The 13,102-nt window shown below is 44.0% G+C and carries 10 protein-coding genes and 1 tRNA gene; 6 read left to right on the top strand and 5 right to left on the bottom strand.

Annotation, left to right across the window (positions count from 1 at the left end; genetic code table 11):
- Positions 1-72 precede the first annotated feature (72 nt).
- Positions 73-1,137, bottom strand: a complete 1,065-nt coding sequence (locus HMPREF1534_RS02760; protein WP_018452200.1) for a sugar kinase — start codon at positions 1,135-1,137, stop codon at positions 73-75.
- 82 nt (positions 1,138-1,219) lie between these two features.
- Positions 1,220-2,173, bottom strand: coding sequence for an NAD-dependent epimerase/dehydratase family protein (locus tag HMPREF1534_RS02765; RefSeq protein ID WP_005944044.1), 954 nt, complete (start codon positions 2,171-2,173; stop codon positions 1,220-1,222).
- Between the two features lie 173 nt (positions 2,174-2,346).
- On the opposite strand from HMPREF1534_RS02765, the gene kbl reads away from it, so the two are divergent.
- Complete coding sequence (gene kbl / locus HMPREF1534_RS02770; protein ID WP_005944041.1) at positions 2,347-3,537, top strand: glycine C-acetyltransferase; 1,191 nt, start codon at positions 2,347-2,349, stop codon at positions 3,535-3,537.
- Between the two features lie 489 nt (positions 3,538-4,026).
- Here kbl and HMPREF1534_RS02775 read toward each other — a convergent pair whose 3' ends face one another.
- Together HMPREF1534_RS02775 and HMPREF1534_RS02780 are read right to left on the bottom strand one after the other, a co-directional pair.
- Positions 4,027-5,415 (bottom strand): alpha-L-fucosidase, encoded by a 1,389-nt coding sequence (locus HMPREF1534_RS02775; RefSeq protein ID WP_005944039.1) that lies wholly within the window; start codon positions 5,413-5,415, stop codon positions 4,027-4,029.
- Between the two features lie 152 nt (positions 5,416-5,567).
- Positions 5,568-5,642 (bottom strand) — tRNA-Arg (locus tag HMPREF1534_RS02780).
- Positions 5,643-6,055: 413 nt separating this feature from the next.
- Between HMPREF1534_RS02780 and HMPREF1534_RS02785 the strand changes: the two genes are divergently transcribed.
- Positions 6,056-7,903 carry a 2-oxoacid:acceptor oxidoreductase subunit alpha gene (locus HMPREF1534_RS02785; protein WP_018452202.1) on the top strand — a complete coding sequence of 616 codons (1,848 nt, stop codon included), beginning with the start codon at positions 6,056-6,058 and terminating at the stop codon, positions 7,901-7,903.
- A gap of 23 nt (positions 7,904-7,926) precedes the next feature.
- Positions 7,927-8,931 (top strand): 2-oxoacid:ferredoxin oxidoreductase subunit beta, encoded by a 1,005-nt coding sequence (locus HMPREF1534_RS02790; RefSeq protein WP_005944036.1) that lies wholly within the window; start codon positions 7,927-7,929, stop codon positions 8,929-8,931.
- Positions 8,932-9,040: 109 nt separating this feature from the next.
- Here HMPREF1534_RS02790 and upp read toward each other — a convergent pair whose 3' ends face one another.
- Entirely contained in the window at positions 9,041-9,700 is a 660-nt protein-coding gene (gene upp, locus HMPREF1534_RS02795) for a uracil phosphoribosyltransferase (protein ID WP_005944034.1), read from the bottom strand.
- A gap of 260 nt (positions 9,701-9,960) precedes the next feature.
- Between upp and pckA the strand changes: the two genes are divergently transcribed.
- The 3 genes from pckA (at position 9,961) to HMPREF1534_RS02810 (ending at position 13,077) form a co-directional block, all read left to right on the top strand.
- Complete coding sequence (pckA, locus tag HMPREF1534_RS02800) at positions 9,961-11,568, top strand: phosphoenolpyruvate carboxykinase (ATP) (protein WP_005944032.1); 1,608 nt, start codon at positions 9,961-9,963, stop codon at positions 11,566-11,568.
- Between the two features lie 109 nt (positions 11,569-11,677).
- Positions 11,678-12,334 carry a nitroreductase family protein gene (locus HMPREF1534_RS02805; RefSeq protein WP_005944029.1) on the top strand — a complete coding sequence of 219 codons (657 nt, stop codon included), beginning with the start codon at positions 11,678-11,680 and terminating at the stop codon, positions 12,332-12,334.
- A gap of 182 nt (positions 12,335-12,516) precedes the next feature.
- Positions 12,517-13,077, top strand: coding sequence for an RNA polymerase sigma-70 factor (locus HMPREF1534_RS02810; protein ID WP_005944026.1), 561 nt, complete (start codon positions 12,517-12,519; stop codon positions 13,075-13,077).
- The last annotated feature ends 25 nt before the right edge of the window (positions 13,078-13,102 follow it).

The following is a 13,102-nucleotide window of genomic DNA, read 5'->3' as shown; positions in this document are numbered from 1 at the left end:
TTATAATTGCCAAGAGATAAAAAGAAAGGAGGTTCCGCCATGGAAACCTCCTTTCTTTTTATCTTCTCTTCTTTATCGGGCTACCCTTCCCGAGGTATTTCCTTTCATCAGACTTTCCACTTCTTCCACAGTCACCTGATTGAAGTCACCGTATACGGTATTTTTCAATGCAGATGCGGCAAGAGCAAATTCCAGTGCTTTCTGGTCATTGTCGGGATATGTAAGCAAACCGTATATCATTCCTCCTACAAAAGCATCTCCGGTACCTACACGGTCGACTTCGTGAGTAATATCGTAAATGCCTGTATATTTTAATGTTTGGTCGGAATAAAGCACGGCTGCAAGCAGATTGTGGTTGGAAGTAATCGTATTGCGCAATTCTAAAAATACTTTCCGGCAACGCGGCACTATATGCGATATCTTCTGTCCGAATGTCTCGAATCCTTTCAAATCCAACGGATAAGCAGTATCCACAGCTTGAAAGCCTACCGGAGCGATATCGAAAACTTCTTTGTATTCCGGTTCTGCACCGAAGATTACATCACTGTATTGCACCAAGGGCAACATGACATCGGCAACCGAACGCCCGTAATTCCATAGTTTTTTGCGCACATTCAAATCACAGGAAATGGTTAAGCCCATGCGGTCGGCCGTTTGTAGAGCTTCCAGACAGGCGTCGGCACCCTCTTGTGACAGTGAAGCCGCTATGCCCGACCAATGAAACCAGTCTGCATCGGCAAATATCTTTTCCCAATCTATCATGCCGGGACGCAGGGTGGCAAAAGAAGACCCTTCACGATCGTATACCACATTGGAATTGCGAAACGAAGCACCACTCTCAAGAAAATACAGTCCCATGCGTTTCCCTCCGAATACGATTCCTTCCGTACCCAGCCCGTTGGCACGGAGCGATGCGATACATGCCTGCGCCATTGCATTGTCGGGCAGCCGGGTGACAAACTCGGTGGGAATCCCGAAGTTGGCGAGCGATACAGCCACATTAGCCTCGCTGCCACCATACGCGGCAATGAATTCGTTGGTCTGGGAGAAACGGCGGAAGTCGGGAGCAGTAAGGCGGAGCATCACTTCTCCAAATGTAACCACCTTGCGGTTTGTTGAAATCATTTTTTTGTCCATAGCTTCTTTTAAATCAAAAACAGCCTTCACAACCGGCTTTCTTACCGGTGTATGAAGGCTGTCGGATTCTTTAAGACAGTATTTATTTCTTGAAACGTTCTTTCAACTTGGCAAGCATGTCTTTGGTCATGGTATCCAAGTCGTATTCAGGTTTCCAGCCCCATTCTTCGCGGGCACAAGTGTCGTCCAGTGAGTTAGGCCATGATTCGGCGATAGCCTGACGCAATGGGTCTACCTGGTATTCCATTTCGAAGTTAGGTTCGTATTCCTTAATCTTGTTGAAGATGATTTCAGGATCGAAGCTCATTGAAGCAATGTTGAATGAGTTGCGGTGAACGAACTTGCTCGGGTCTGCTTCCATGATTTCGATGGCGGCGCGTAAAGCATCCGGCATATACATCATATCCATGTAAGTACCTTTGCCGATAGGACAAACGAACTTTTCACCTTTGGCTGCCGAATAATAAATATCTACAGCATAGTCGGTTGTACCGCCGCCCGGAGGAGTCACGTAAGAAATCAATCCCGGGAAACGTACGGAACGGGTGTCGACACCGAAACGGATGTTGTAGTAGTCACTCAGCAACTCGCCGGAAACCTTGGTTACACCGTACATGGTGCGCGGATTGCGGATAGTGTCCTGCGGAGTCTTGTCCTTCGGAGTGTTGTTGCCGAATACACCGATAGAACTCGGAGTAAATACGGCGCACTTCATGGTGCGGGCTACTTCAAGTACATTGAACAGACCGCCCATACCGATTTTCCATGCAAGCTGCGGTTTGGCTTCTGCTACTGCCGACAGCAAAGCTGCCAGGTTGTAGATGGTATCAATATGATACTTTGAAACAGTTTCGGCAATCTGCTGTTCGTTTGTGATATCAACGATAGCAGACGGACCTGATTCTGCCAGTTCGCCTTTGGGTTCTGCACCGGGGATGTATCCCGCTACGATGTTACCATTATAAATACTTCTTAATTTCATTGTTAGCTCTGAGCCAATCTGACCGGTAGAGCCGATAATCAATACATTTTTCATAGTGAAATTATAATACGTTAGTTTGCTATTTGAGAGCAAAGATAGGCAGAAGCATTCAGATTTTATCAAAGTTTTCTCTATATTTTTGCAGAAATTCAAAAAAAAATAAGAACTTTGTCCGTCGAAGAGAAATATCTGAACTTAATCTTTAATACTTAATAAAAATCAAAGCTATGTATGGTAAAATGAAAGAGTTCCTCACGAAGGAACTGGCTGGCATCAAAGAAGCCGGATTGTATAAAAACGAACGTATCATTACAACTCCCCAAAAGGCTGATATCAAAGTAAATGCAGGAGAAGAAGTATTGAACTTCTGCGCGAACAACTACTTAGGATTGTCAAACAACCAGCGTTTGATCCAAGCAGCAAAAGACGCAATGGACTCTCATGGCTTTGGTATGTCGTCTGTACGTTTCATTTGTGGAACCCAGGACTTGCACAAACAACTGGAAGCTGCTATCTCTGATTATTTCAAGACCGAAGATACAATATTATATGCTGCCTGCTTTGATGCAAACGGTGGTTTGTTCGAACCGCTGCTGACCGACGAGGATGCAATCATTTCCGATGCATTGAACCACGCTTCTATCATTGACGGTGTGCGTCTGTGTAAGGCAAAACGTTATCGTTATGCCAATGCAGACATGGCTGACTTGGAACGCTGCCTGCAGGAAGCTCAAGCTCAACGCCACCGTATCATTGCTACTGACGGTGTGTTCTCTATGGACGGTAATGTGGCTCCGATGGATAAGATTTGCGAATTGGCAGAAAAATACGATGCGTTAGTAATGGTAGACGAATCGCATTCTGCCGGTGTAGTGGGTCCGACCGGTCATGGTGTGGCTGAACAATATGATGTTTACGGACGTGTGGATATCTTTACCGGTACATTGGGTAAGGCATTCGGCGGTGCTATGGGTGGTTTCACTACAGGTAGAAAAGAAATCATCGACATGCTGCGTCAGCGTTCTCGTCCGTATCTGTTCTCTAACTCGGTTGCTCCTGCCATCGTGGGCGCCAGCCTTGAAATGTTCAAAATGTTGAAAGAAAGCGATGCACTGCATACTAAGTTGATGGACAATGTAACTTATTTCCGCGACAAGATGCTGGCTGCCGGTTTCGATATCAAGCCGACTCAGAGCGCTATCTGTGCAGTGATGCTGTATGATGCAAAACTGTCTCAGGACTTCGCTGCCAAGATGCAGGAAGAAGGCATTTATGTAACCGGTTTCTATTATCCGGTTGTGCCGAAAGGTCAGGCTCGTATCCGTGTTCAGCTGTCTGCCGGTCACGAACGTGAACATCTGGATAAAGCGATTGCTGCATTTATCAAGGTGGGTAAGGAATTGGGCGTGATTAAATAATAATCCGTTCTGTCTTTCGTCCGGAAGGATGATTGATAAGGGAGTGTGCCAAACTTCTGACTGCTGTTGCTCTGTATAACAGGACAGTGTCTCGGTGTTTTAGCATTCTTCCTTATTTTTTTTGTGTTTTTTGCCCGTTTCCACCGCTTGCGGGAGTACTCTTCTTTCTCCTCTCCTTTATGTCCTTTCTTTCTGTATATTACCTCTTTTCCTCCTGCCGGTTATGGCTTTTTCTCCTGTCGGTTATTACGGTCTTCCATAGTAGACTGTACAGTCTTCCATAATGGACCGTACAGTCTGTTGCAGTGGACTGTACGGTCTGTTACGGCGGACTGTAATATATGTAAGGAAGGAAAGACCTGTGTTTAGGGTGTGAAAGGCTTATTCATAGGGTGGGGAATGCTTAAAGCCGGTTCTTGCTTTTTATCACTGAACGTGTAGGATAAGCAGTAAGGACCGGCAAAAGAGATTTTATGTAAAAGAGAGTATTTATTCTGCTTGCATTTCTACCTGCAACACATAGACAGGGAAAGCATCGGAAGAGCGCCGGATATGGCAGATTCGTAATCCTTCTTCGGTCGGCTTCCATTCGACGGTTTTCTTGTTGTCGAGCAATGTGATGCGCTTGATGCGGTCGGTGTAGCCTTTGAAGGCACGGAGTGTAAATTCACCGGCAGGCACGTGGCGTACGATAACGTAGACATGGTTGCCTTTGGCAGTATATCTGAAATCGGGAATGGCATTGACGGGTGTACCATCGAACACGGCATCGTGGAACCCTTCTTTTACCTCTTCTCTTTTTCCGTGGGCAAGGGGCGAGGTCTCACCGTAAGTATGCCAGGGCGAAGTGCCGTAGATGGCTTCCCCGTTTGTCTTTATCCATTGGCGGAAAGCGTTGAGTCCGGGTTCGGTTTGCTGCGGGAAACTGCCTTGGGGGTTGGGACCGATGTTCAGCAACAGATTTCCTCCTTTGCTGACCACGTCTGTCAGATTGCGAATCATCATGTCGGGTTTCTTGTAGACAGTATCATATTTGTTGTATCCCCAGTTGGCACCCATGGTGAGGCATGCTTCCCAAGGTTTCGGGTCTATCTCGTTCATTAATTTCTGCTCTATGATGCGGTAGTCACCCAGACCGTTTCCGATGCGGCTGTTGATGAGGCAATGCGGTTGCAGGCGCTCAATGAGCCGGCGGATGGAACGGCTTTGCTCTTTGGTTACCATTTCGGGAGTGTCGAACCACATCATGGCGATTTCTCCGTAATTGGTCAGCAGTTCGGTTAATTGCGGCAGCACCTTGCGGTCGATGTATGCCTGAAGGTTCTTATTGTCCTCATCGGGAAAATCCCACGTATTGCTTCTGCCGGCTTTGGTCGGCCAGTTGGTGGGGACATCAGGGTCTTCCCAGTCTCTTCCCAGGGAATAATAGAAACCGAATTTCAGTCCTTGCTTACGGCATTCGTCGGCCAGTTCTTTCATCGGGTCGCGTGCAAACGGGGTACGGGTAACGATGTTGTAATCGCTGCATGCCGAGTGATACATGGCAAATCCGTCATGGTGCTTGGAGGTGATGACGATATATTTCATGCCGGCTTCTTTGGCAGTCTTTACCCATTTTCGGGCGTTGAACTCGGTCGGGTTGAAGTCATTGGCAATTAAAGCATATTCTTTGACCGGTATCCGTTCATACAGCATAAAGTGTTCGCCGCCTTTTGTGGGGTGTCCCTTCCAGTCACCGGCAGTTTGTGAATAAAGCCCCCAGTGGATAAACATCCCGAATTTGGCATCGGTAAACCATTTCATGTCTTCTTTGCCTGCTCCTTTGAGGGTGAAGGGCAACAGGCAGCAGCAGAGTGTCATTAGAAAACGTGTGTTCATAAAATGTAATTTAAGATTAGAATGAGTTGTATTTCGAGGTCAAAGATACAGGGTGTATTCCGAAAACAGGGGTACATATTTTCCGATAATAGGATAATAATTGTCCATAAAGGGGGATAAAAGGGGGCAAGTGAAGTATGTTTCGGCCTGTGTGGTACCCCGGAGGGGAATCGAACCCCTATCTAATGTTTAGGAAACATCTATTCTATCCGTTGAACTACCAGGGCAACTTATCTGGCTGCAAAGGTAGTCCTTTTTGTTAAAACGGCAATATGAAAGAATGAAAAATATAAGAAAAGGGTATAGATGACAAGAGGAATAATTATTTTGTCATTCTGATGTTTTAAAATCGGCCATTGATTTACTTATCTGTCAGAAGAAGTTTTCTGATGTTCGTAAAATATACATAAAAATAACAATATGTTATTCCGGAGAATATCGCGTCGATATCATATTGATAGTGAAGTATGCTATTAAACAGTTATTTATCTACTCTTTTTCTTCGTTTGAAATTAAATATTGCTGTAATTTTGTGCACTTTGATAATCGCATGGAGATAAATGGCGGAATATTTTGTTTTTTGACAGGACTTTCCGAACTTTGCGAGCAATGAATTTATTGTAACCCTAAATTATAAGTTATGGCAGATGAAATGATAGTCAAGGAGTTGGACCAGGTTGTGGTCCGTTTCTCAGGCGACTCAGGCGATGGTATGCAGCTAGCCGGAAATATATTTTCTAATATTTCGGCTACAGTGGGAAATGATATCAGTACTTTTCCCGATTATCCGGCGGATATCCGTGCCCCGCAAGGCTCATTGACAGGTGTATCAGGTTTCCAAGTACATATTGGTGCCGGTAAGGTGTTTACTCCCGGCGACAAATGCGATGTGTTGGTTGCCATGAATGCCGCTGCATTGAAAACACAATATAAGTTTGCCAAGTCCACAGCCTGTATCATCATTGATACAGATTGTTTCCAGAAATCGGATTTGGACAAGGCGGCTTTTAAGACAGAGAATCCCATTGAGGAAATGGGCATCAAGCAGGATGTGATTGCTGCTCCTATCTCGCAGATGGTCAAGAATTGTCTGGCAGATAGCGGAATGGATAACAAATCAATGCTGAAGTGCCGCAATATGTTTGCACTGGGATTGGTTTGCTGGTTGTTTAATCGCGATTTGACAATCGCAGAGAATTTCTTGCGTGAAAAGTTTGCAAAGAAGCCGGCCATTGCCGAGGCTAATATTAAAGTAATTCACGCCGGTTATGACTACGGGCATAATACACATGCTTCTGTAGACCATACCTATAAGGTAGAAACAAAAACAAAGGTTCCCGGAAAATATATGGATATCAGCGGAAACAAGGCAACGGCATACGGCTTGATTGCTGCTGCTGAAAAGGCAGGACTGCCGTTGTTCCTCGGTTCTTATCCCATCACTCCGGCAACAGATATTCTTCATGAATTGTCCAAGCACAAGTCATTGGGTGTGACTACTGTTCAGTGTGAAGACGAAATTTCAGGTTGTGCCACTGCTATCGGTGCTTCATTTGCCGGTGCGCTGGCAGCGACCTCTACTTCAGGTCCCGGAGTCTGCCTGAAATCTGAAGCGATGAACCTGGCTGTAATCACCGAATTGCCTTTGGTGGTTGTTGATGTTCAGCGTGGCGGTCCTTCTACCGGTTTGCCTACCAAATCGGAGCAGACAGACTTGTTGCAGGCATTGTTCGGACGTAACGGTGAATCTCCCATGCCGGTGATTGCCGCAGCTTCTCCCACTCATTGTTTTGATGCTGCTTATGCTGCTTGTAAAATGGCATTGGAACACATGACTCCGGTTGTTCTTCTGACAGACGGGTTTGTTGCCAATGGTTCGGGTGCATGGAGATTGCCCGACTTGGAAAGCTATCCTGCCATCAATCCTCCTTACGTGACTCCGGAAATGAAAGATAACTATACACCTTATAAACGTAATCCGGAAACCGGCGTTCGTTATTGGGCTCTTCCCGGACAGGAAGGTTATATGCACATTCTGGGTGGTCTGGAGAAAGACAGTAATACGGGAGCTATCTCTACAGACCCTGAAAACCATAATCTGATGTGTCGCTTACGTGCCGAAAAGGTGGCGAAGATTCCTGTGCCCGATGTGAAGGTGCAAGGCTGTTCAGATGATGCCGACCTTTTGATTGTGGGCTTTGGCGGAACTTACGGTCATTTGTATTCGGCCATGGAAGAAATGAATAAGGCGGGAAAGAAAGTTGCTTTGGCTCATTTCGTTCATTTGAACCCATTGCCTGAGAATACGGCGGAAGTGCTGAAGAAATATAAGAAGGTAGTGGTGGCCGAACAGAACTTAGGCCAGTTTGCCGGATATCTCCGTATGAAAGTAGACGGATTTGTTCCTTATCAGTTTAATGAAGTAAAAGGTCAACCGTTTGTTGTCAGCGAATTAGTTGATGCTTTCACAGAGATTTTAAATAAATAATAACCGTAAAGAAAGTAAGAACTATGAGCGAATATACAGCAAAAGATTTTAAGAAAGGACAGCCCCGTTGGTGTCCGGGCTGCGGTGACCATTTCTTTTTGGCATCATTGCACAAAGTGATGGCTGAACTGGGAATAGCTCCTCATAATACAGCAGTTATTTCGGGTATCGGTTGTTCCAGCCGTTTGCCTTATTATATGAATACATACGCCATGCAAACTGTTCATGGTCGTGCGGCAGCAATTTCTACCGGTTGCAAGGTAGCTAATCCGAAACTCACCGTGTGGCAGATTTCCGGTGACGGTGATGGGCTGGCTATCGGTGGTAATCATTTTATCCACGCTGTGCGTCGTAATATCGACTTGAACATGATTTTGCTGAACAATCGTATTTATGGCTTGACGAAAGGGCAGTATTCTCCTACTTCTCCCCGTGGGTTTGTCAGCAAGTCGTCTCCTTACGGAACAGTGGAAGACCCGTTCCATCCGGCCGAATTATGCTTTGGTGCACGCGGACGTTTCTTTGCCCGTGCTGTGGCAACGGACGGTCCCGGCACTGTGGAAGTGTTGAAGGCAGCCGCTAACCATAAGGGTGCTTCGGTTTGCGAGATTCTTCAGAATTGTGTGATATTCAATGACGGTACACACGAATCTGTATACAATAAGGAAGGCCGCGCCAAGAATGCGATTTATCTGGAACATGGCAAACCGATGTTGTTTGGCGAGAACAAGGAATTCGGATTGATGCAGGAAGGCTTCGGACTGAAAGTGGTGAAACTGGGTGAGAATGGAATTACAGAAAAAGACATTCTGATTCACGATGCACATTGCATGGATAACACGTTGCAGCTGAAACTGGCTTTGATGGAAGGTCCTGATTTCCCGATTGCATTGGGCGTTATTCGTGATGTGAAGGCTCCTACTTATGATGATGCGGTTCACGAACAAATTGATGAAGTCTCAGCTAAAAAGAAATATCATAATTTCCGGGAATTGCTGATGACCAATGATATCTGGGAAGTGAAATAACGATATGGAAATTACTTTTTGACATATCGTCGAAAATAATAAATGGTTAGTAATGAGCAGCGAGAGGGCTGCCGGTTACTAACCATTTGTGATTTATGACAGTCGGATGTTAGAGTTTCTCGCCAAACGACAAGTCGCCTGCATCTCCCAGCCCCGGAACAATGTATTTGTGTTCGTCCAAAACCGGGTCGATGGCGGCACACCATAATGTGATATCATCACCAGGAAAAAGTTTTGCCATATGCTCTACTCCTTGTCGGCTGGCAATGACACAGGCCATTTGCAGTTTGGCAGGAGTACCTTTAGTGAGTAAAGCTTTCCAGGCAAGCTCCATGCTTTCGCCGGTGGCAAGCATCGGGTCGACCAAAAGCAATGTCTTGTCATTCAGAGAGGGAGCGGCAATGTATTCGATGTGTACATCTACAATACGGTGTTCATCATCCTTGTAGAAACGGAATGCGGAAACGAAAGCGTTATCGGCATGGTCGAACATATTCAGAAAACCGGTGTGCAGGGGCAGTCCGGCGCGGAATACAGTGGCAATCACTATTTTGTCATCATGCGTACTGGCCGTGGCAGTTCCCAGTGGTGTCTGTACCTGCTTGACGGAATAGGTTAGTGCTTTACTCATTTCGTATGCCATGATTTCCCCTATTCTTTCGATATTTCTGCGGAAGCGCATACGGTCGTTCTGAACATGTACATCACGCAATTCTGCTACGTATTGGTTCAGAAGCGAATTGCCTTCACTGAGATTGATGATTTTCATATCTGTGTTATTGTTATATGATTGACTTTGACCTGCAAAGAAACAAAATAAATTTCATATTTGTAAAGTGCAAATTGCATTTTTGTTACACAAATATAAATCTTTCACTATTACGGAAATTTTTCTCTAATAACTTCTTTTTTTTAAAATAAAGCACTAATTTTGTAGCGCCTTAGACAAGGGGGTGTTGAAAAACATCTTCTTCCGAAATAGAGAGTAAAAACAACATTATACAATTAACCAATTTAAATCATTTAAAAATGGCAAATTTAGATTTAAGCAAGTACGGTATTACCGACGTGAAGGAAGTTCTCCACAATCCTTCTTATGATGTACTTTTCGCTGAAGAAACCAAACCCGGATTGGAAGGTTTCGAAAAAGGACAGGTAACTGAACTGGGCGCTGTAAACGTAATGACCGGTGTTTATACAGGTCGTTCTCCTAAAGATAAATTCTTCGTTAAGAATGAAGCTTCTGAAAACTCAGTATGGTGGACTTCTGACGAATATAAAAACGATAACAAACCTTGTACTGAAGAAGCTTGGGCTGACCTGAAGTCTAAAGCAGTAAAACAATTGAGCGGCAAGCGTTTGTTCGTTGTTGATACATTCTGCGGTGCTAATGCTGCAACTCGTATGAAAGTACGTTTCATCATGGAAGTAGCTTGGCAGGCTCACTTCGTAACTAACATGTTCATCCGCCCGACTGCTGAAGAACTGGAAGCTTACGGAGAACCTGATTTTGTATGTTTCAACGCATCTAAAGCAAAAGTTGACAACTACAAAGAACTGGGCTTGAACTCTGAAACTGCTACAGTTTTCAACTTGAAGACCAAAGAACAAGTTATCCTGAACACTTGGTACGGTGGTGAAATGAAGAAAGGTATGTTCTCTATCATGAACTACATGAACCCGCTTCGTGGTATCGCTTCTATGCACTGCTCTGCCAACACTAACATGGAAGGAACCAGCTCTGCTATCTTCTTCGGTTTGTCTGGTACAGGTAAGACTACATTGTCTACTGACCCGAAACGTAAGTTGATCGGTGATGACGAACACGGATGGGATGACGAAGGTGTATTCAACTATGAAGGTGGTTGCTACGCTAAGGTTATCAACTTGGATAAAGAAAGCGAACCCGATATCTACGCTGCTATCAAACGTGACGCTCTGCTTGAAAACGTTACTGTTGATGCTGACGGTAAGATTGATTTCGCTGATAAGAGCACAACTGAAAACACTCGTGTTTCTTATCCTATCTACCACATCGAAAACATCGTTAAACCTATTTCTAAAGGTCCTCACGCTCAACAAGTTATTTTCTTGTCAGCTGATGCATTCGGTGTATTGCCTCCGGTGTCTATCTTGAATCCTGAACAGGCTCAGTACTACTTCTTGTCTGGATTTACAGCTAAATTGGCTGGTACAGAACGTGGTATCACTGAACCGACTCCGACATTCTCAGCTTGCTTCGGTGCTGCTTTCTTGTCATTGCACCCGACTAAATATGCTGAAGAATTGGTTAAGAAGATGGAAAAGACCGGTGCTAAAGCATACTTGGTTAACACTGGTTGGAACGGTACAGGCAAGCGTATCTCTATCCGTGATACTCGTGGTATCATCGATGCTATCCTGGACGGTTCTATCGACAAGGCTCCTACTAAGGTTATTCCTTTCTTCGACTTTGTTGTTCCTACAGAATTGCCTAACGTTGATCCGAAGATCCTTGATCCTCGTGACACTTACGCTGACGCTGCTCAGTGGGACGAAAAAGCAAAAGACTTGGCTGGTCGTTTCATCAAGAACTTCGCTAAGTTCACTGGTAACGAAGCAGGTAAGAAGTTGGTTGCTGCCGGTCCGAAATTGTAATCTGAATTTTACAGATTTAACATATAAAAAGTGGTTCCTGAATAAGGAACCACTTTTTTTTATGCTTGAAAATGACTAGATTTGTTGCAAATCAAAAATATAAAAGCAAATGAAATCACTAAGTATTTTCTTATTAGGTGCCGGCTTGTTTACCCTGGCATTGTGTGGATGTACATCGCAGCCTTCACAGAAAGAGACCGGAATGTCCGATAGCATTGTTAAAGTGCAAGATAATCCTGTCATTGAAACTATTATGGCACGCCGCAGTATTCGGAAGTACAAACCGGAGGCTGTGGAACGGGATAAAATGGAAACTATTCTGAACTGTGGTATTCATGCTCCCAATGGGATGAATAAACAATCATGGGAAGTGCGTGTGGTAGATAATCAGGATTTTATTAATGAGCTGACTGAGATTTTCAAGAAAGAAAATCCAAAGGCTGCTGAACGTGCCGGATTTAAGAATATGTTCAATAATGCTCCTACCGTTGCTTTTATTGCCTATGATCCCCGGTATGATATGTCTCAAATAGATTGTGGGCTTTTAGGGGCGAATATGATTCTTACAGCTCAGTCCATGGGTATAGGAAGTTGTTGTTTAGGTGGTCCTGTCCGCTTTATGAAATCTCCTGCGGCTGCCGGTTATTTGAAGAAGTTGGATTTTTCGGATGGGTATGAATTATTGTACGCTATTGCTTTTGGTTATCCCGATGAGGCTCCGGCAGCTAAGCCCCGTGATACTTCGAAAGTGAAATTTATTGATTGATTTCCCCTCCTCCTTTCCGCTTTCTATATTCGAGTGATATGTTTCTGCTCGAATATAGGAGGCAGCTCGTTTTGTATTCCTTTATCTCTATAAGCTAAAATTGTACTTTTAGAATCTATTTTTGGTGTTCTCTAATAAATTCCCTACATTTACACCCGTTTCATTTGAATTAATCTCAATAAATGATTGTAGAACCGGAAGTTGTAGGAGAATTTGCCTCTGGCAGCCATGAAGCCTTTCATAAGATATTCAAGCTGTTTTATCCTAAGGTATATGCTTTTATACGGGGATTTATAAAAGATTTGGATGATTCTGAGGATTTGACTCAAATTGTCTTTATAAAACTATGGAATAAGAGAGCGATTTTTCACAAGGTACATCATTTTGATTCTTATTTGTTCATGCTTACCAAATATACCGTTTTTAATTATATCACAACTAAAAAAGTCTCCCGGTTTACAAGCGAAGATAATGTTCCCGAGATTTCTGATGAATATACTCCTTATGATAAATTGATAGCGAAAGATTTGCAATTATTAATTGATATGGTAGTGAATGAGATGCCTCCTAAAAGGAAAATGATATATAAGTTGAGTCGGATAGAAGGACTTTCTAACGAACAAATAGCAGAGAAACTGGGGATACAGAAAAAAACGGTGGAGAATCATTTGAATATCGCTTTAAATGAACTGAGAGACGCTTTGGCTCTTTCTATTTTAGTTTATTTAATATTGCCGGTTTAGGTGTATCATAAGATAGAACTGTCTT

Source organism: Phocaeicola massiliensis B84634 = Timone 84634 = DSM 17679 = JCM 13223 (genome assembly GCF_000382445.1).
GTDB classification, from domain to species: domain Bacteria; phylum Bacteroidota; class Bacteroidia; order Bacteroidales; family Bacteroidaceae; genus Phocaeicola; species Phocaeicola massiliensis.
Note: the sequence above shows the minus strand (reverse complement) of the source record. Positions and strands in the feature narration are given on the sequence as shown.